This window comes from Pseudomonas sp. DE0010 (assembly GCF_007680745.1).
Taxonomy (GTDB): Bacteria; Pseudomonadota; Gammaproteobacteria; order Pseudomonadales; family Pseudomonadaceae; genus Aquipseudomonas; species Aquipseudomonas parafulva_B.
Genome location: NZ_VEJQ01000007.1, coordinates 75,147 through 94,956 on the forward strand (window position 1 = coordinate 75,147; position 19,810 = coordinate 94,956).

The 19,810-nt window shown below is 63.2% G+C and carries 18 protein-coding genes; 12 read left to right on the top strand and 6 right to left on the bottom strand.

Annotation, left to right across the window (positions count from 1 at the left end):
- Positions 1–24 precede the first annotated feature (24 nt).
- Positions 25–411, top strand: coding sequence for an MAPEG family protein (locus FS767_RS07635; RefSeq protein WP_100850657.1), 387 nt, complete (start codon positions 25–27; stop codon positions 409–411).
- Positions 412–438: 27 nt separating this feature from the next.
- Here the strand turns inward: FS767_RS07635 and FS767_RS07640 are convergent, their stop codons facing one another.
- The gene (locus FS767_RS07640; RefSeq protein ID WP_144964747.1) at positions 439–1,590 is read right to left on the bottom strand and encodes a murein transglycosylase A; all 1,152 of its coding nucleotides are present in this window, start codon (positions 1,588–1,590) and stop codon (positions 439–441) included.
- A 119-nt stretch (positions 1,591–1,709) separates the two neighbouring features.
- On the opposite strand from FS767_RS07640, the gene FS767_RS07645 reads away from it, so the two are divergent.
- A complete protein-coding gene (locus FS767_RS07645; protein ID WP_144964748.1) occupies positions 1,710–2,168 on the top strand; it encodes a cytochrome c in 459 nt (152 codons plus the stop codon).
- 49 nt (positions 2,169–2,217) lie between these two features.
- Here the strand turns inward: FS767_RS07645 and FS767_RS07650 are convergent, their stop codons facing one another.
- From FS767_RS07650 to FS767_RS07665, 4 genes are all read right to left on the bottom strand, one after another.
- Positions 2,218–2,610, bottom strand: coding sequence for a DUF1090 domain-containing protein (locus FS767_RS07650; protein ID WP_100850659.1), 393 nt, complete (start codon positions 2,608–2,610; stop codon positions 2,218–2,220).
- Between the two features lie 138 nt (positions 2,611–2,748).
- Positions 2,749–4,446 (bottom strand): NAD-dependent DNA ligase LigB, encoded by a 1,698-nt coding sequence (ligB, locus tag FS767_RS07655; protein ID WP_144964749.1) that lies wholly within the window; start codon positions 4,444–4,446, stop codon positions 2,749–2,751.
- A 143-nt stretch (positions 4,447–4,589) separates the two neighbouring features.
- Positions 4,590–5,780 carry a methionine adenosyltransferase gene (gene metK / locus FS767_RS07660; RefSeq protein WP_023532964.1) on the bottom strand — a complete coding sequence of 397 codons (1,191 nt, stop codon included), beginning with the start codon at positions 5,778–5,780 and terminating at the stop codon, positions 4,590–4,592.
- A gap of 18 nt (positions 5,781–5,798) precedes the next feature.
- Positions 5,799–6,791, bottom strand: a complete 993-nt coding sequence (locus FS767_RS07665) for a metalloregulator ArsR/SmtB family transcription factor (RefSeq protein WP_144964750.1) — start codon at positions 6,789–6,791, stop codon at positions 5,799–5,801.
- A 228-nt stretch (positions 6,792–7,019) separates the two neighbouring features.
- Between FS767_RS07665 and tkt the strand changes: the two genes are divergently transcribed.
- The 10 genes from tkt (at position 7,020) to FS767_RS07715 (ending at position 17,367) form a co-directional block, all read left to right on the top strand.
- Positions 7,020–9,017: a transketolase gene (tkt, locus tag FS767_RS07670; RefSeq protein ID WP_144964751.1), complete on the top strand. Its 1,998-nt coding sequence runs from the start codon at positions 7,020–7,022 to the stop codon at positions 9,015–9,017.
- 184 nt (positions 9,018–9,201) lie between these two features.
- Positions 9,202–10,263, top strand: coding sequence for an erythrose-4-phosphate dehydrogenase (gene epd, locus FS767_RS07675; RefSeq protein ID WP_058604038.1), 1,062 nt, complete (start codon positions 9,202–9,204; stop codon positions 10,261–10,263).
- Between the two features lie 12 nt (positions 10,264–10,275).
- Positions 10,276–11,439: a phosphoglycerate kinase gene (locus tag FS767_RS07680; RefSeq protein ID WP_144964752.1), complete on the top strand. Its 1,164-nt coding sequence runs from the start codon at positions 10,276–10,278 to the stop codon at positions 11,437–11,439.
- Entirely contained in the window at positions 11,439–11,690 is a 252-nt protein-coding gene (locus FS767_RS07685) for a hypothetical protein (RefSeq protein WP_144964753.1), read from the top strand. The genes FS767_RS07680 and FS767_RS07685 overlap by 1 nt, the downstream gene beginning before the upstream one ends.
- Before the next feature lie 74 nt (positions 11,691–11,764).
- Positions 11,765–12,094, top strand: a complete 330-nt coding sequence (locus tag FS767_RS07690; RefSeq protein ID WP_023532913.1) for an MliC family protein — start codon at positions 11,765–11,767, stop codon at positions 12,092–12,094.
- A 118-nt stretch (positions 12,095–12,212) separates the two neighbouring features.
- Complete coding sequence (fba, locus tag FS767_RS07695) at positions 12,213–13,277, top strand: class II fructose-bisphosphate aldolase (protein WP_023533056.1); 1,065 nt, start codon at positions 12,213–12,215, stop codon at positions 13,275–13,277.
- 231 nt (positions 13,278–13,508) lie between these two features.
- Positions 13,509–15,644 (top strand): bifunctional diguanylate cyclase/phosphodiesterase, encoded by a 2,136-nt coding sequence (locus FS767_RS07700; RefSeq protein ID WP_144964754.1) that lies wholly within the window; start codon positions 13,509–13,511, stop codon positions 15,642–15,644.
- Positions 15,645–15,675: 31 nt separating this feature from the next.
- Positions 15,676–16,176, top strand: a complete 501-nt coding sequence (locus tag FS767_RS07705) for a M48 family metallopeptidase (RefSeq protein WP_144964755.1) — start codon at positions 15,676–15,678, stop codon at positions 16,174–16,176.
- 11 nt (positions 16,177–16,187) lie between these two features.
- Entirely contained in the window at positions 16,188–16,484 is a 297-nt protein-coding gene (locus FS767_RS07710) for a helix-turn-helix domain-containing protein (RefSeq protein ID WP_144964756.1), read from the top strand.
- 145 nt (positions 16,485–16,629) lie between these two features.
- Positions 16,630–17,367 carry an ABC transporter substrate-binding protein gene (locus FS767_RS07715; RefSeq protein WP_144964757.1) on the top strand — a complete coding sequence of 246 codons (738 nt, stop codon included), beginning with the start codon at positions 16,630–16,632 and terminating at the stop codon, positions 17,365–17,367.
- A 213-nt stretch (positions 17,368–17,580) separates the two neighbouring features.
- Here FS767_RS07715 and yccS read toward each other — a convergent pair whose 3' ends face one another.
- On the bottom strand, positions 17,581–19,779 hold the full coding sequence (gene yccS, locus FS767_RS07720; RefSeq protein WP_144964758.1) for a YccS family putative transporter: 2,199 nt from the start codon (positions 19,777–19,779) through the stop codon (positions 17,581–17,583).
- Between the last annotated feature and the right edge of the window lie 31 nt (positions 19,780–19,810).

Below are 19,810 nucleotides of genomic sequence, written 5' to 3' on the forward strand. Positions count from 1 at the left end.
ACTGACGAACGAGGAACCCTGTCCATGACCGTTGCCCTGTGGTGCATCCTGATCGCGATGATCCTGCCGCCGCTTTGTGCGCTGATCGCCAAGCTGGCGAGCGGCCGGTTCGGCTTGAAGCACAACCATGACCCGCGCGCCTTCCTCGATACCCTGTCCGGGCTGCCGCGCCGCGCGCACTCAGCCCAGCAGAACGGGTACGAAGCCTTTCCGGCATTCGCCGCCGCCGTGCTGGTGGCAGACATCGTCGGCAATGCCGAACAGGTGACCCAGGATGTGCTGGGGGTGATGTACATCACCAGCCGGCTGCTTTACATCATCTGCTACCTCGCCGACTGGGCGGCACTGCGCTCGCTGGTCTGGTTCGCCGGCCTTGCGATCATCGTGGCGTTCTTCGTGGTCTCGGCCTGATCCCATCGCCCGATGCCAAGGCCCCGGTCACGGGACCTTGGGCACCTCAGGCAGCGGTTGGCCCTTGGGCCACAGCATCCAGATCTGGCCCTGCTGCTTCATGTTCCCTGCAAGGTCTCCGGCTGCCTGGCCGGTCCCCCAGAACAGGTCGGCGCGCACCTCGCCTGCAATGGCGCCTCCGGTGTCCTGGGCCGCGACCGGGCGCACGACGGGGCTGCCGTCCGGGCGTGTGGTCGATAGCCACAGCAGGCTGCCAAGCGGGATGACCTTGCGGTCAATGGCCACACTGTAGCCCGCCGTCAGCGGAACATTGAGCGAGCCACGTGGCCCCTCGTTGCTGTCGGGGCGTGGGCTGAAGAACACGTAGCTGGGGTTGCTGGCCAGCAATTCAGGCACCCGTGAAGGGTTGGCCTGGGCCCACGCATGAATGGCGCCCATGCTCACGTCTTCTTTTTTCAGCTGCCCTTGCTCGACCAACCAGCGGCCAATGGGACGATACGGATGACCGTTCTGGTCGGCGTAACCCAGGCGCAACTGGCGCGCGCCCTCCAGTTGAACGCGGCCAGAGCCCTGGATTTGCAGGAACTGCAAGTCCATCGGGTCGGTCAGCCAGGCCAGTACCGGTGCCTTGGCGCCGTTGCGGTTGATCACCTCTGCGGTGTCGTAGGGCTTGAGCACGCGTCCTTCGAGGCGACCGCGCAGGCGCTTGCCCTTGAGTTCCGGGTACACGCTGGCCAGGTCCACCGTGATCATGTCTTCGGGAGGGCCGTAGACCGCCACATGATAGGTGGCAGATGGGGTCAAGCTGCCGGGGTAGACAGGCTCGTAATAGCCGGTGATCAAGCCGTCGGCACTGTTGTCAGCCGAACGCAGGCCGTAGACCTCAAGGTTCTGCTCGAGAAAGGTGCGCACCTGTGCAGCGCTTGCCGGCTGGCTCCCGGCGGCTTCACAGGTGGCTGCCCAGACCGGGTCGCGCTTGAGCTTTTCGCAGCCGCTGCGCCAGGCATAGAAACCGGCGAGCATGTCTTCGTCGCTGACCGTTGGCAGGTCTTTCCAGGCAACAGGCGCGTAGGTCGCGATGGCGTGGGGCTCGGGCTTTGTCGTCTGGTCATTGTCGCAGCCGGCCAGCAACGCCATTAGCGGGAATGTCCAGGCCAGGTGGCGCAAGGCATGTTTCATCGTTGTATTCCTGTCATGGACGAACACGCGGTTCACCCCTGTTTTTTATGTGGCTATTGGTCTTTCGCCTTTTGCCAGCGATACTGGCCGGCCCTTTTTTCCAGGCATGGGTAGGCGAGATGTTTAAGCGGTTGGGCGTTGTGGTGCTTGCAGCATTGACCTTGGGCAGTGGCCTGACGGGGTGCGGGGGCGTTGACCCCGACTCGCCGCTGGGTAAGCGCAAGGCCATCTTCAAGGACATGCTCACGACAAGCGAGGACCTGGGCGGCATGTTGCGTGGTCGACTGCCGTTCGACGCCGGCCGCTTCGCCCAAGGGGCGCAGACACTGGATACGCTGTCTCACCAACCCTGGCAGCACTTTACGCAGGTGCGTGAAGGCGACACCAGCGCAGCCCGCCCTGAGGTGTGGCAACGGCAGGCGCGCTTTCAGGAACTGGCCCGGCAATTGGAGGCAGCCACTGGCGAGCTCGTACAAGCGACGCGCCAGCCATCGCTGGACGCTGCGCAATTGAAGGCGCCCATGGACAAGGTCGAAAGCGCATGCCGGGCGTGCCATAGCGAATTTCGTAACCATTGAATGACGAGGCGGGCGGCGGCTGGCCCGTGCGCCGCCTCAGGCGCTGGCCTCAGCGGTCAAGGTCGTCTACCGCGTCCTGCAGTTCCTTGCGGGACTCGGCGAGCTTGTCCTTGCGCTTGTTGATCTTTTCGGCATCGCCTTTCTTCTCGGCCTTTTTCAGGTCCTTCTCTCGCTGGGCCACCTCATGGCGCGCATCGAGTACCTTCTGCTCACGCTCCTTGCGCAGGCTGGCGTCGGTGCAGTTGGCCACGCCACGCAAGGCTTCTTCCAGCCCGGCAGCCTGAGCGGCATTGCCATGCTCACGGGCGATTTTGAGCTGGTTCTCGATCGCGCTGCGCTTGGCGTCGCAACCTGTCAGGCCGGCATCGGGCGCGGCTGCTTGTGCAGTGCCTGCGCCCAGGCCCAAGGCCGCGAGCAGAAAAAGGGGGGAAAAGCGTTTCATGAAAAGCCTCCTGGACGGGGCAGGGCAACGAGAAAAATTCTGGATGGAAATCCTGCCTTGGTTTTGGCCATTTAGAAACCCTTGATAAAGCTGGGCCGGTAAATCTCCGGCTTTTCCTACAGGTTTTTTGGTAAATAATCATTGCTCAGGCCTGAGCGGCTGCTCCGAGAACCCGTCTACAGCCTGCCCGGCCAGATGGGCTGCAATGGCTTGCACCTCTGCGCTGGCGAAGAATCGCGCAAGTTCGTCCGCCCGTTTCGAGCCGATGCCAGGCTGGGCTTGCCACTGCGCGCGTGTCTGGGCAACCACTGTCGGCCAGTCACCGGGCAGCAGCACACCTTTGCCAATGGGTGCTCCAATACTGCGAACCCATTGGGAAAATGGGCGCGAACGGGCCTGCTCGAAGGCGGCTAGCAATTGGGCTGCCCTCAGGGTGCTGATGCCTGGCACCTGTTGCAGGCGCCCCTCATCGAGCTCCAGCCAGTCGGTCATCGTCGATACCAGGCCTGCCTCGACCAGGCGCCGCCAGGTCCCTGGGCCCATCCCAGGCAGGACCAGGCCCTGTTTGCCGGCCAGCCAGCTGAGGCGGGCGATGAACTGCTCATTGCAGCTTTCTCCAGCACGCCAGCAGCTATGGGCATGGTATTGGTCGACTGCAGGTGCGGTGACTGGCTGGCGCTCGACCGAGTAATGCACAATCTGGTCGAAACGGGGGATGGTCAGCCCCGCCAGGCTAATGGCTATCTGGTCGCCTGGCCGAACGTCCAATGCCTGCCAGCGTGACAGCGAACCCAGGCTGACACGGGTCACGCGTCGGTCATCGAGGGTGACCGGCTCGAGGTGAACGATGGGGGTAACCTTGCCGGTACGGCCGACCTGGAAGCGCACGTCGCGCACCTGCGCCAACTTTCGTGCGTAGGGGTATTTCCAGGCTGCGATCCAGTACGGCGCCTTGGCCTGCCAGCGTTGGGCGGGCGGGCGTTTGCCCTGGCGCAGGATCACCCCGTCGCTGGCGAAGGGTAGCGGCGTGCTGAACCAGTGGTCCCGCCACCGCGCAGCTTCTTCGGGGGTATTGATCGCAACGCTGTAGCGCTGACTGTCCGCAAAACCTAACTGGACCAGCTGCGACAGGCGCTCGGTTTGCTGCTCAGGCCCCTTGGGCCAATCCCACACGAACAGACCGATGCGCGCGCCTTGCTCCTCGTCGATGTGGTGGCGAGCAAGCAGGCCGGCGACCGTGCCACGGGCATTGATACTCCCTGCGCTTGCCTGTATGTGGTCCTCAAGGCGCAAGTAGAGCTCGCCTTGAAGCGACAGATCGAGCGGGTGGGGCAGTTGCCGGACAATCCGTTCGAGTTGGGGGATGTGGCGGCTCCAATCGTGCCCCTGGACCCCGTCGCCTCGGCTGATCAACTGGGTCAGCCGGCCTTGGCGGTAGACCAGTGAAACAGCCACGCCATCGACCTTTGGCTGTACCCACAGGTCGGTCTTGCCAGCCATCCAGCCGGCAACACGCTGGAAGTCGGCCAGCTTCTGCACGCCGGTGTGCGGCACGGGATGGACGACTGGGCCACCTGCGCTGGCCAGCGGCGAGGCCTGGGTCGCAAGGCCAACGCAGCGTTGCAGCATGGCCAGGTGATCGCGGCTCTGGTCATACAGCTCATCGGCCACCAGTGCCACGCCGTCACGGTGATAACGTTCGTCCCAGTGCGCGAGCGTGGCGCTCAGTTGGGCGATCTCAGCGTGTGAGCGCGACGGTGTCCAATCCGGGCAAGCGTTGGCCCAGGTCGGCGGCAGGTGGAACACCACCATGATCAGCAGCAATACGATTGGCATGGCCCGCTTCCTTGCGTGGCTGAGAATGTGCCGAGCCTATGGGTTTTTCACGGTGTTCGCCTCGGACGGTTTGTCAGGCGATATGTCACAAAAAAACCCCTGCCGATTGCTCGGCAGGGGCTTTCGCTCACCGCTGTAGGAAATTACAGGCCGGCAGCGTCACGCAGCGCTTCAGCGCGGTCGGTGCGTTCCCAGGTGAAGGTGGTGAAGGTGTCGTCACCCACGGTTTTCTGCTGCGGGGTGCGGCCGAAGTGGCCGTAGGCAGCGGTTTCCTGGTACATCGGGTGCAGCAGGTCGAGCATGGTGGTGATGGCATATGGACGCAGGTCGAAGCACTCGCGCACCAGCTGGATGATCTTCTCGTCCGACACTTTACCGGTGCCAAAGGTGTTGATCGAGATGGAAGTCGGCTGGGCCACGCCGATGGCGTACGAGACCTGGATCTCGCAGCGCTCGGCCAGGCCGGCGGCGACGATGTTCTTGGCCACGTAGCGGCCGGCATAGGCGGCGGAGCGGTCGACCTTGGACGGGTCCTTGCCCGAGAACGCGCCGCCACCGTGGCGGGCCATGCCGCCGTAGGAGTCGACGATGATCTTGCGACCGGTCAGGCCGCAGTCACCCACCGGGCCGCCGATGATGAAGTTGCCTGTCGGGTTGATGTGGTACTGGGTACCCTTGTGCAGCAGCTCGGCAGGCAGCGTGTGCTTGACGATCAGTTCCATGACCGCTTCCTGCAGGTCTTTCTGCGATACCTCAGGGTTATGCTGGGTGGACAGGACCACCGCATCGATGCCCACGACCTTGCCACCTTCGTAGCGGCAGGTGACCTGCGACTTGGCATCCGGGCGCAGCCAGGGCAGCAGGCCAGACTTGCGTGCTTCGGCCTGGCGTTCGACCAGGCGGTGCGAGAAGCAGATCGGCGCTGGCATCAGCACTTCGGTCTCGTTGCTGGCGTAGCCGAACATCAGACCCTGGTCACCGGCGCCCTGGTCTTCTGGCTTGGAACGGTCGACGCCCTGGGCGATGTCCACCGACTGCTTGCCGATGATGTTCATCACGGCGCAGGTGGCACCGTCGAAGCCTACGTCCGAGCTGTTGTAGCCGATGTCGATGATGACTTTGCGTACCAGGTCCTCGAGGTCGACCCAGGCCGAGGTGCTCACCTCGCCGGCAATGATCGCCACGCCGGTCTTGACCAGCGTTTCACAGGCGACGCGGGCGTACTTGTCCTGGGCGATGATCGCGTCCAGCACGGCGTCCGAAATCTGGTCGGCGATTTTATCCGGATGCCCTTCGGACACGGACTCGGAGGTGAAAAGGGAGTATTCGCTCATCTCGAAGGTTCCTGAAATTTACCGATGGTGTATGTCGCCAGCCGTCCGCTGGAAATGGCGGACCTGGATCTGGAAACCGTTACGCAGGCCTACGTACAGGCTATCCCCGTGGGACAGACCTGCCGCGTTGGCCCAGCGGGCCAAGTCGTCCTGTTCGAAGCCGAGCCACAGGTCGCCGCAGGCTTCCCGCGCCCACCCCTGGTCATGGCTGCACAACTCGGTGATCAGCAGGCTGCCGCCTGCTTTCACCCGTTTGGCCAGCTGGCACAACGCCAGGGCCGGGTCGCTGAAATGGTGCAGGACCATGTTCAGCACCACGCAGTCAGCGACCACATCCGTTGCACCCAGTGCATCGGCCAACTGCAGGTTCACATTGTCCAGCCCTTCGCGCTGGCAGACCTGGCGGGCGAGTTCGAGCATGGTCGGGCTGTTGTCCAGCGCCGTGACCTGGGCAAAGCGCCGAGCCAGGTCCGGCAGGAACCCGCCATCGCCGGGGCCGACTTCAAGCGCGCTGGCGCTTGGGTCGAAATGCAGTTTGTCGAGCAGCGCCAGCAGGCTCTCGCGGTATTGCGGCAAGCCTGCGATCAGGTCCTGCTGGGCGCGAAAGCGTTCTTCCACACGCAGGAAGAAGTCCTGGCTGGTTGCCGCGCGGCGCTGCTGCACCTGGGCGATGCGGCCCTGCACCTCGGTGGGCAAGGCCAGGTCATCGACCTCGTCGAGCAACGCGGCGTGCAAGCGCCCGCCCAGGCGCAGGCTGTCGGGCAGGGCACGGCGATAGAAAATGGCGTTGCCTTCCCGACGGGTGGCGACCAGGTCGGCCTGGGCCAGCACCTTGAGGTGGTGGCTCATGCCCGACTGGCCGATGTCGAAGATCTGCGCCAGCTCCAGCACGCCGAAGGAATCGTTGGCCAGGGCGCGCAGTACATTCAGGCGCAACTCGTCGCCACTGGCCTTGCACAGGGCGGCCAGTGCCTCGCGTTGTTCCGGGATCGCTTGCGCACGAAGGTTCATGGGGCGGGAGTCTAGACAGGCATCGTTGCCCTAGCAAGGCCTATATCAAAAAGTTTTGATATTGCAGGCCTGCTACCCGGTCACCCTCGCCCCGGCCTTGCCATTGCGCCCGATGATCAGACCAATGCACGCCGCCTGCTGCTTAAATGTTTGCCCCAAGCGCCCCAGTGGGCGAAAATGGCCGCCTTTTTCGTAATACCACCTATTCAAGCCCCCAGGAGATCAGCGATGCCCAGCCGTCGTGAACGTGCCAACGCCATTCGTGCCCTTAGCATGGATGCCGTGCAAAAGGCCAACAGCGGCCACCCCGGTGCCCCCATGGGCATGGCGGATATCGCCGAAGTTCTTTGGCGCGACTACCTCAAGCACAACCCGAGCAACCCGGCATTTCCCGATCGCGACCGCTTCGTGCTGTCCAACGGCCACGGCTCGATGCTCATCTACTCGCTGCTGCACCTGACTGGCTACGACCTGTCGATCGACGACCTCAAGGGCTTCCGTCAACTGCACAGCCGTACCCCTGGCCACCCGGAGCACGGTTACACCCCCGGGGTGGAAACCACCACCGGCCCGCTCGGCCAAGGCATCGCCAACGCCGTGGGCTTCGCCCTGGCCGAAAAGGTCATGGCGGCCCAGTTCAACCGTGACGGCCACACCATCGTCGACCACAACACCTACGTGTTCCTGGGCGATGGCTGCATGATGGAAGGCATCTCCCACGAAGTGGCCTCGCTGGCCGGCACCCTGGGGCTGAACAAGCTGGTCGCCTTCTACGACGACAACGGCATTTCCATCGACGGCGAAGTGCATGGCTGGTTCACCGACAACACCCCCGCGCGTTTCGAAGCCTACAACTGGCAGGTGATCCGCAACGTCAACGGCCACGACGCCGAAGAGATCAAGACGGCCATCGAGACCGCCCGCAAGAGCGACCGTCCGACCCTGATCTGCTGCAAGACCACCATCGGTTTCGGTTCGCCGAACAAGCAGGGCAAGGAAGAGTCCCACGGCGCGCCGCTGGGCAACGACGAAATTGCCCTGACCCGTCAGGCATTGGGCTGGAACCACGGCCCGTTCGAAATCCCTGCCGACATCTACGCCGAGTGGGACGCCAAGCAAGCCGGTGCCAAGGCCGAAGCCGAGTGGAACCAGCGTTTCGACGCCTACGCCCAGGCTCACCCGGAGCTGGCCGCAGAGTTCAAGCGCCGCATGGCCGGTGACCTGCCTGCCGATTTCAGCGAAAAGGCCCAGGCCTACATCGAGGAAGTGGCGGCCAAGGGCGAAACCATCGCCAGCCGCAAGGCCAGCCAGAATGCCCTGAACGCCTATGGCCCGATGTTGCCTGAATTCCTTGGCGGCTCGGCGGACCTGGCCGGTTCCAACCTGACCCTGTGGAAGGGCTGCAAGGGTGTGGAAGCCGGCGACGCCAGCGGCAACTACGTGTTCTACGGCGTGCGTGAATTCGGCATGACCGCCATCATGAACGGCGTGGCACTGCACGGCGGTCTGGTGCCTTACGGCGCGACTTTCCTGATGTTCATGGAATATGCCCGCAATGCCGTGCGCATGTCGGCGTTGATGAAGCAGCGCGTGATCCACGTCTACACCCACGACTCCATTGGCCTGGGCGAAGACGGCCCGACCCACCAGCCGATCGAGCAGCTGACCAGCCTGCGCACCACGCCGAACCTGGACACCTGGCGCCCGGCAGATGCCGTGGAGTCGGCCGTAGCCTGGAAGAACGCCCTGGAGCGCAAGGATGGCCCATCGGCGCTGATCTTCTCGCGCCAGAACCTGCAGCACCAGGCTCGCGATGCGCAGCAGCTCGCTGCCATCAGCCGTGGCGGCTACGTGCTCAAGGATTGCGCGGGCGAGCCTGAGCTGATCCTGATCGCCACCGGCTCGGAAGTGGGCCTGGCCGTTCAGGCCTACGACAAGCTGACCGAGCAGGGCCGCAACGTGCGCGTGGTGTCCATGCCGTCGACCAGCGTGTTCGATGCCCAGGATGCTGCCTACAAGCAGTCGGTGCTGCCGTTGGAAGTCAGCGCCCGTATCGCCATTGAAGCGGCCCATGCCGACTTCTGGTACAAGTACGTCGGCCTCGAAGGCCGCGTCATCGGCATGACCACCTACGGTGAGTCGGCGCCGGCTTCGGCACTGTTCGAAGAATTCGGCTTCACCTTGGAGAACATCCTGGGTACTGCCGAAGATCTGCTGGAAGACTGATGTATCAGGGAGGGCAGGATGCCCTCCTGGTCGTGCGAGGGGAGGGCGTCGCCCTCCATCGCGCCATGAGGCCGCTTCCACAGGTACTACCCTGCCAGCAACGGCGTGGTACCTGTGGAAGCGGCCTTGTGCCGCGATAGGCCGCCATGCGGCCTCGAAGCCATCACGCTTAGCGAGTCAACGAATGTCCCACTTGCGTCCCTATAAAGTTGCACTCAACGGTTATGGCCGTATCGGCCGCTGTGTTCTGCGCGCGCTGTTCGAGCGGGGCAGCAGGGCCGATTTCGAGATCGTCGCACTCAACGACCTGGCCGACCAGGCCAGCCTGGAATACCTCACCCGCTTCGACTCCACCCATGGGCGCTTTCCCGGCGAGGTCAAGGTCGATGGCGATTGCCTGCATATCAATGGCGATTGCGTAAAGGTTATGCGCAGCGCCACGCCCGAAGGCATCGACTGGGCAGCCCTGGACGTTGACCTGGTCCTGGAGTGTTCCGGGGCCTACAACACCCGTGCCGATGGCCAGCGCTTTCTGGAGGCGGGTGCGCCACGGGTGCTGTTTTCCCAGCCCATGGCCAGCGAGGCCGACGTCGATGCCACGGTGGTCTACGGCATCAACCAGGACTGCCTGACCGGCACTGAGCGCCTGGTCTCCAATGCTTCGTGCACCACCAACTGCGGTGTGCCGCTGCTGCGTGTGCTGGATCAGGCATTTGGCATCGACTACGTACAGATCACCACCATTCACTCGGCCATGAACGATCAGCCGGTGATCGACGCCTATCACCATGAAGACCTGCGCCGTACCCGTTCGGCGTTCCAGTCAGTGATTCCGGTGTCCACCGGGCTTGCGCGCGGCATCGAGCGCCTGCTCCCGGAACTTGCCGGGCGAATCCAGGCCAAAGCGGTACGCGTGCCGACGGTCAACGTCTCGTGCCTGGACATCACCTTGCAGACCGCTCGCGACACCACCGCAGCCGAGGTCAACAGGGTGCTGCGCGAGGCCGCGCTGACCGGGCCGCTCAAAGGCCTGCTGGCCTATACCGAGCTGCCCCACGCCAGTTGTGATTTCAACCACGACCCGCATTCGGCCATCGTCGATGCCAGCCAGACCCGTGTATCAGGCCCGCGCCTGGTCAACCTGCTGGCCTGGTTCGACAACGAATGGGGGTTTGCAAACCGTATGCTCGACGTCGCCGGACATTTTCTGCACGTCGTCCACCCAAACCGCAACAAACAGCCCTGAAGGACCGCATTCATGACCGTGTTGAAGATGACCGACCTCGACCTGCAAGGTAAGCGCGTACTGATTCGCGAAGACCTGAACGTGCCTGTCAAGGACGGTGTGGTGACCAGCGATGCGCGCATCCAGGCGGCGCTGCCGACCATCAAGCTGGCCTTGGAAAAGGGCGCGGCGGTGATGGTCTGCTCGCACCTTGGCCGCCCCACCGAAGGTGAATTCTCTGCCGAAAACAGCCTCAAGCCGGTTGCCCAGTACCTGAGCCAGGCCCTGGGCCGCGACGTGCCGCTGGTGGGTGACTACCTGAATGGCGTCGAGGTCAAGGCCGGCGAGCTGGTGCTGTTCGAGAACGTGCGCTTCAACAAGGGCGAGAAGAAGAACGCCGATGAGCTGGCCCAGCAGTACGCGGCATTGTGCGACGTGTTCGTGATGGACGCCTTCGGCACGGCGCACCGCGCCGAGGGTTCTACCCATGGCGTTGCCAAGTTCGCCAAGGTCGCGGCGGCTGGCCCGTTGCTGGCAGCTGAGCTGGATGCCTTGGGCAAGGCGCTGAAGGCCCCGGCCAAGCCAATGGCCGCCATCGTTGCCGGTTCCAAGGTTTCCACCAAGCTGGACGTGCTCAACAGCCTGAGCTCGGTATGCGATCAGCTGATCGTCGGTGGCGGTATCGCCAACACCTTCCTGGCGGCTGCCGGGCACCCGGTCGGTAAGTCGCTTTACGAGCCTGATCTGGTCGAAACGGCCAAGGCCATCGCCGCCAAGGTCAGCGTGCCGCTGCCTGTCGATGTGGTGGTTGCCAAGGCCTTTGCCGAAGACGCCGAAGCCACCGTCAAGGCCATTGCCGATGTCGCTGCCGACGACATGATCCTGGACATCGGCCCGCAGACCGCCGCCCAGTTCGCCGACTTGCTCAAGTCCTCCAAGACCATCTTGTGGAATGGCCCGGTCGGCGTATTCGAGTTCGATCAGTTCGGCAATGGCACCCAGGTGCTGGCCAAGGCGATCGCCGACAGCGCCGCGTTCTCCATCGCCGGTGGCGGTGATACCCTGGCGGCCATCGACAAATATGGCGTCAGCCAGGATATCTCCTACATTTCTACCGGTGGCGGCGCCTTCCTCGAGTTCGTCGAAGGCAAAGTCCTGCCAGCGGTGGCCATGCTCGAAGAGCGGGCCAAAGCCTGATGAACACGGCGCCTGGCAAAAGGAGTGGCCTGGTGGCCAAGCAGTTGCCTGTATTGCTGCTGGCCGGGCTGCTGAGCGCCTGCGCCGGCAGCCCGGATGCCCAGGACGACCCGGCGCAACCGTCCAAGGGCGGGTGCTATCAGTCCGAATGGCAAGCCGAAACCGTGCCAGTGATCAGCAAGCGCGTAGGCCCGGAAGGCCTGGAAAAGTACGACGAAGAGCACCAGCGCAAGGCGCCAGGCTGCCCTTGATCGGGCCGCCGGCAACCTGCAGGCCGGTTTGTGGTCTTGGAGAAGGGCCGTGTGCTGCCCATCGAGGTAACTGAATGAAAGCGCTCTTGGCCGTAACGGCCCTGGCGACACTGGCAGGATGTTCACTGCTGCAACCGGCGCAGACCGCGCCGGCGGACAACTGGACCCGCTGGGTCTGCGACACCCAGGCCGAAGTGCTGTGGCGGTTTGCCGACCCGCAGCGGGACCAGGTCGACGTGCGTCTTGGTGGCGGCGACCAGGTGTACCGGCTCAAGGCCGAGCCCGGCGCGTCCGGCGCGCTTTACAGCGACGGCATGCTGGCGTTCCACACCAAGGGTGAGGAAGGCCTGGTGTACTGGGTGGCGACCAACGATCTGATAGGGCGGGGCTGCAAGGCACCGTGACTGGCCGGGCCCCTAGGCTCTGTGTGAAAAGCCTAGGTGGCCCACACTACTTGAACAGCAACCGCCCCTGCGGCAGGCTTGCACGAAACAACGACGCTTGTCGGGAGAGAGATACACAATGGCACTCATTAGCATGCGCCAGATGCTGGACCACGCCGCCGAGTTCGGTTACGGCGTACCGGCTTTCAACGTCAACAACCTCGAGCAGATGCGCGCCATCATGGAAGCGGCTGACAAGACCGACTCCCCTGTGATCGTCCAGGCCTCGGCCGGTGCGCGCAAGTATGCGGGTGCGCCGTTCCTGCGCCACCTGATCCTGGCGGCCATCGAAGAATTCCCGCATATCCCGGTGTGCATGCACCAGGATCACGGCACCAGCCCGGATGTCTGCCAGCGTTCCATCCAGCTGGGCTTCAGCTCGGTCATGATGGACGGCTCGCTCGGCGAAGACGGCAAGACCCCGACCGACTACGAATACAACGTGCGCGTCACCCAGCAGACCGTTGCCATGGCCCATGCCTGTGGTGTGTCGGTAGAAGGCGAACTGGGTTGCCTGGGCTCGCTGGAAACCGGCATGGCCGGTGAAGAAGACGGTATCGGTGCCGAAGGCGTGCTCGACCACAGCCAGATGCTCACCGACCCTGAAGAAGCGGCCGACTTCGTCAAGAAGACCCAGGTCGATGCCCTGGCCATCGCCATCGGCACCAGCCACGGTGCGTACAAGTTCACCAAGCCGCCTACCGGTGACGTGCTGGCCATCGACCGCATCAAGGAAATCCACAAGCGCATCCCCGACACCCACCTGGTGATGCACGGCTCTTCCTCGGTACCGCAGGAGTGGCTGGCGATCATCAACCAGTACGGCGGCGACATCAAGGAAACCTACGGTGTGCCGGTCGAGGAAATCGTCGAAGGCATCAAGTACGGCGTGCGCAAGGTCAACATCGACACCGACCTGCGTCTGGCGTCCACCGGTGCCATCCGTCGTCACATGGCCATGAACCCAAGCGAGTTCGACCCGCGCAAGTTCTTCGCTGAAACCGTAAAAGCCATGCGCGACGTGTGCATCGCCCGTTACGAAGCATTCGGCACTGCCGGCCATGCCTCGAAGATCAAGCCGATCTCCCTGGAAGGCATGTTCCAGCGCTACGCCAAAGGCGAGTTGGCTGCAAAGGTCAACTAAGCCACCCGGCCCCCGGAAAACCCGCAGCGATGCGGGTTTTTCGTTTCTGGCAGTGGCTGCGAAACCGATCTGCCGTTGCGTATCACAGAATGTCAGCGAAACCGTTATCGGTCGGCTACCTTCAGTCAGTGACTGATGGTTTTGGCGTGTGATGCGTGCTATCAGCTCATGCCTGGGGTAAAACTGGATCCAACGGCCAGTTTGTAGTCGGTCATATAACAGAGATGCAGCATGGATGGCGCTCACCTTCAACTCATGCCACAGGATGGCAGCTCGGTGCTTCTGGTAGTCGACGATTACCCGGAGAACCTCATCAGTATGCAAGCCTTGTTGTCGCGCCAGGATTGGCAGGTGCTGACGGCAAGTTCGGGCCGAGAAGCCCTGAGCGCATTGTTGGAAAACGATGTCGACCTGGTTTTACTTGATGTGCATATGCCCGAGATGGACGGCTTCGAAGTCGCTCGTCTGATGCGTGGCAGCCAGCGAACCCGGCTTACGCCCATCATTTTCCTGACAGCCAACGAGCAGTCCCAGGCCGCTGTATTGAAAGGCTATGCCAACGGCGCTGTGGACTACATGTTCAAGCCGTTCGACCCGCAGATTCTCAAGCCCAAGGTTCAGGCCCTGCTCGACCAGCAGCGCAATCGGCGGCGTTTGCAGGCGCTGACCCGTGAACTCGACGAAGCCCGCGCTTTCAATGCATCCATTCTGGACAATGCGGCCGAGGGTATTTTGGTGGTGGATGCAGGCGGCATCATTCGCTTCGCCAACCCGGCTGTTTGTTCCCTGCTGGCAACGCCTATCGAACAATTGCAAAACGTCGATCTGCTGGGGCTGTTGCAACTGAGCACGCCGAGTACGTGGCAGGATTCGGCGTTCTACCAAAGCTACCTGGCCAGGCGCATCTATCGCGTGCACGACGCCCAATTGCGTCGCCCGAGCGGCGAGCTGCTGCCGGTGGCCCTGTCCTGTGCGCCCCTGCCTGCCGAGCAGCAGGCGATGGTGGTGACCGTGCTGGACATGTCGACGGTGCACAACCTGCACCAACAGCTCGAATACCAGGCCATTACCGACCCGCTCACCGGCCTGCTCAATCGCCGTGGGTTCTACCAGGCGGCCGAAGGGGCGTTGCTGCGTAATGAGCGTTCGGACCGTGCGCAGGCCTTGATGTACATGGACCTGGATGGCTTCAAGCGTATCAACGATTCCCTTGGCCACGATGCCGGTGACCGGGTTTTGCGCTGGGTGGCCGAGCAGCTCAAGGATTGTCTGGGCAGTGAAGCCCTGCTGGCACGCATGGGCGGGGACGAATTCACCGCGCTGTTCGACGGCTTGCCCTATGCCGAGCAAGCCGGGCGCTACGCCGAGCGGCTGCTCGAGCGCATTGCCATCAGCCATCAGATCGATGGGTTGGACGTATGCCTGGGCGTGAGCATCGGCATCGCCACCTACCCCGACTGCGGTGGCAACGTCGAAGGCTTGCTGCGCGCAGCCGACGCGGCCATGTACGCTGCCAAGCAGGCAGGGCGCCAGCAGTATCGCTTTTACGACCAGGAGCTCAATGGCCGCGCCCGTTCCCGCCTGATGCTCGAAGACGGCGTGCGTACGGCCATCGAGCAGCAGGATTTTACTTTGGTGTATCAGCCGCAAGTGGCCTTCGCCGATGGTCGCCTGCGCGGCTTCGAAGCCCTGCTACGCTGGCAGCACCCCAGCGTTGGCGATGTGCCGCCAGGCCTGTTCATTCCCCTGCTCGAGGAAGCGCGGCTGATCAACCGCCTGGCCGGCTGGATCTACGGACAGAGTGCTGCCCAGCGCCAGGCCTGGTACCAATGCTTTGCGACCGACATTGTGTTGGGCATCAGCCTGAGCCGGGCCCAGTTCGTCTCGCCAAGCCTGGTCGAGGAGCTGCAACGGGTCATCCATCGCTATGGCCTGCAACCAGCGCACCTGGAAGTGGAAGTGGCCGAAACCTCGCTCATGTACAACATCGATGCGGCGGTCAAGCAGGTCGACCGGTTGCGCGCGCTGGGTGTGCGGGTGGCGCTGGACGATTTCGGCGCCGGTGACTGCTCACTGCGTATGCTGCGCGATTTGCCCATCGATACCCTGAAACTCGATCGCCACCTGGTGGCGCGCCTGCCGGACGCGTCCGCCGATGCGGCGCTGGCACGCAGCGTCATCGGGCTGTGTGCCGATTACGGGATCACCGTGATTGCCGAGGGCGTGGAAACCCAGGCCCAGGCTCAATGGCTCAAAGCCGCAGGCTGCCAATACGTTCAGGGCTTCTTGGTAGCGCACCCTATGACAGCTGCCGATGCCGGCAACTTCCCGGCAATTTTCCCCTGGCCTGCCCTGCCAGCGGGTTAGAATTGGCGCTCGTTACGCCGACTGTACTGCCATGACCGTCCTACGCTACCTGCAAGCTTACCCACCGCACCTGCAACAACAGGTGCGGCAGATGATCGACAGCGACCGCCTTGGCGAATACCTGCACAAGCGCTACCCAGAGCGCCACGAGGTACAAAGCGACAAGGCCTTGTACGGCTACGCCCAGGAACTGCGCCAGCGTTTTCTGCGCAGTGCACCGCCCCTGGACAAGGTGCTGTTCGACAGCCGGCTGGACCTGACCCACCGGGCGCTGGGCCTGAACACTGCCGTCTCTCGCGTGCAGGGCGGCAAACTCAAGGCCAAGAAGGAAATCCGCATCGCCTCGCTGTTCAAGGAGGCTGCGCCGCAGTTTCTGCGCATGATCGTGGTGCATGAGTTGGCGCACTTACGCGAGCGTGACCACAACAAGGCGTTCTACCAGCTCTGTGAGCACATGGAGCCGGACTATCATCAACTGGAATTCGACCTGCGCGTCTACCTGACCTATCGGGAGTTGCCGGGCAATGCTTGAGGACCCGCAGCATGGAAGTAAGCAAGACCAAGAGCAGTTTCTACCGCCGTCTTTATGTCGCCTGGCTGATCGACAGCCAGGCCGCTACCAGCGTGCCTGCGCTGATGGAGGCTACGGGCATGCCCCGGCGCACGGCCCAGGACACCCTTGCAGCGCTGGCCGATCTGGACATCGTCTGCACCTTCGAGCAGCAAGAAGGCGCGCGCAATCACGCAGGCCACTACCGTGTACAGGACTGGGGGGCCATCGACCGGCAGTGGATCGAGCGTCATCTGAATCAAATACGCAAGGTACTGGGTTATCCCTGACCTGTACCCGTTAAGGCCACTGCAATAAAAATCGTAGGTTCGGCCAGAATAGAGGCTAGATGACACTATTGGCCGCTGCCCCGACCAGAGCCTTTGTGTAAGCTCACCCGCAGTGTACGTTTCTTCACCGCGCAAGGGCTTGGGCATGCGGCTGATGCTTTGTGTTCTCGGGTTACTGGCCACTGTCATGGCGCCTCCGGCCGCCGCCTCCGGCAAGCTGCGCCTGGTATCGGATCATTGGCCGCCCTTCACCGACGCCAGTATGCCTGGCGGCGGTCTGGCCATCAGCATAGTGAGCACGGCGCTGACGCGCGCGGGCTACAGCAGCAGCTTCGAGGAGGCACCCTGGGCCCGAGCCCTGGCAGGCGTCGGGGACGGTCGTTACGACATACTGATCAACGCCTGGCACAACGAATCGCGCGCGCGCATCGGGCTGTTTTCCAGCGCCTACCTGAACAACCGTATCCGCCTGCTGCAGCGTAAGGGTGCGGGCCTGCATTATGAGCACATCTCGGACCTGTATCCCTACAGCATCGCCGTGGTGCGTGATTACGCCTACTCGAGCGCGTTCGACGGCAATACCCGCTTGCACAAGGTAGCGGTGAGTACATTTTCGTCCGCCGTGCGCATGCTGGCGGCAGGGCGTGTGAGCCTGGCCGTGGAGGACGAGTACGTGGCCCGCTATCACCTGCAGCGCGAGCCGGACAATGTGCGTGACAAGGTAGAGCTGGTGGAGCCTGCACTGGGCGAAAACCCGCTGCACATTCTGGTCAGCTTGAAGCACCCGGACCACCAGTCGATCGTCGCGCGCTTCGACGCGGCCATCGCCGCCATGAAGGCCGATGGCAGTTATGAACGGTTACTGCATCAGTATGGTTTCTAGGCGAGCAGGGGGTGGCGTTACGATGCGCCGGCTTGGCAATGGCTTCAGGATTGCAGCTTCGCAGCTCATGGTGCCGGGGCCGCAAAGCGGCCCCGGCAGTATGCGCTGCGAAGGTGAAATATCAGGCTATTGCATAGCCCCTACCAATCCGCTGTCCCTGGAGATTCGTCAGCCTCCGAAGACTAATCAAAGCTATTCATCCTTGCTCCAGACCTAACGCGAAGCGCCACCTGCCGGAGCATCCTTCTTGATCAAATGCGCCGCCAACGTACGCAGCGGAGCCAATTGGCGGCAGATCAGTGCCAGTTGCGTCTGTACCAGGCGCTGATGTTCATCCACCTCTTCGGGCATCTGTTCCAAGGCAGTGGCGAGCGCTTCTTCGTCATCGCTGTGAATCGCTACCGGTGAGCGCGCCGCCAGGCCATTGGCTATTTCCTCAAGGCTGTTTGCCAGGCGGCTGCCTGCGTCTTCGATCAAGTGCTCCCGTGCCTCGGCCGGCAGGGCCGTGTCACGGTGGGCTCCCAGGCCCGACAGGTAGCTGAGCAAGGTGTGCGACAGCACCAGGAAGCGGAAGCCCACATCGGCCTCCTTGCGAAAGTGGCCAGGCTCCATGAGCATGTTGGCCAGGGTCGTCGACAGCGCCGCATCGGCATTGTGGGCATTGCGCCGCGCCAGTCGATAGGCCAGGTCGTCGCGCTTGCCGTAGGCATATTGCTGCATGATCTGGCGCAGGTACTCGCTGGCGCAGATCAGCGTGTTGGCCAGCGCCTTGTTCAAGCGGCGGCCTTGCCAGTCGGGCAGGAACAGGAACACGGCAAGAATGGCGATCAGGCTCCCGACCAGGGTGTCGAACAGCCGCGGCAGGAACAGCCCGTAGCCGTCGCCGATCTGGTTGAAACAGAACAGCACCATCAGTGTGATCGCAGCCGTGGCCAGGGTGTAGCGCGTGGTCCGATTGACGAAGAACACCACCCCCGCCACGACCGCGAACAGCGACTGGATGACCGGGTTGGGGAACAGGTCGAACAGCGCCCAGCCGACGGTCAGGCCCACGGCAGTGCCGATGATGCGCTGCACCAGTTTGCGCCGGGTCGCTCCGTAGTTGGGTTGGCACACGAACAGCGTGGTCAGGATGATCCAGTAGCCCTGGGTTGGGTGGATCAGGTGCACCATGCCGTAACCGATGGACAGGGCCAGCGGCAGGCGCAGGGCGTGGCGGAACAACAGCGAGGTGGGCGTCAATTGCGTACGCAGGCGCTTGCCCATGTCCTTGAGCGAGCGCGGCGAGCGGTCCAGCAAGCTGCTGTCGCTGGCATCGGCCAGGCTGTCAGGGTTGCTTGCGGCACCGAGCAGGCGATCAAGCGTGGCCAGGTTGGCCGCCAGTGCACGCAATGAACGCAGCAGCCCGCGCCAGGCCGGGTTGTTCTGGCCGCGCAGGTGTTCGAGCGAAGCGTTGAGGTCTTCGAGTGCCTCGGTAAAGCCGCTGGCCAGCACGAAGGGTTGGCGCAGCCGAATCGAGCGTGCAAGCTCCTGGCACGAGGCGCCTTGCTTGCGCAGCAGGCGCTGGCACCGGAACATCACATCGCTGTGAAAGAAAGCTTCGGCCAGTGCATTGTAGGGGTAGTGGGAGGCGCTGACCCGCTCATGGATGTCCTGGGCCAGGAAGTAGAGCTTCAGGTAGCGGCTGACCTTGGAGTTGGGCTGGCTGTTGCCCACCCGGTGCAGGATGATTTCCTTCGCCGCATTGAGGGCCGCCACCACCTTGCCATTTTGCTGGGCGAGTTCGAGCCGACGTGCTTCGACGTCCAGGGTGCGGACAGGCTCGAACAGGCTGGCCTTGAGCTTGAGATAGCTGCCCAGTTCGAAGAACAGCTTCGCCAGGCTCTGCTGCACCGGCTGGTTGGAGAACAACGCCTGCCACAGCACCGAGAGCAGCCCATACCACGCCGCGCCTGCCACCAGCAGCATGGGTTCGTGCCAGAAGTCCGTCACCTGCCCGCCGCGCTGGTCCACGCCGATCATCGTGTAGACCGCCGTGATGAGTGTTGCCGATGCGATGGCGCCGTAGCGCTCGCCCAGGGCGCCCAGCATGGTCAAGGCAAACGCTGCCAGGGCCAGGGCGCAGACGAAGATCAGGGGATAGGGGAACAGCAGTTCGACCGCGAGCGCCGCGATGGCAAAACAGACCAGGGTGACCGCCAGGGCGCTGAGGCGGCCTTGCCAGCTGTCGTCGGTTTCAGCCAGGGCACTGGCGATGATGCCCAGAAACAACGGGATCAGCAGGGCCATTTCGTTCTGGTGCCAGCACAGGGCAAGGCTGCCGGTAAGGGCAATGGTTACCCGGATGCTGTAGCTGAACTTGTCCTGGCCCCACAGGCGACGCAGTGAATGACGTAACGAGCTCGATGACATGATGGCCTGCCGGGCAGTGATCGTAGAAATA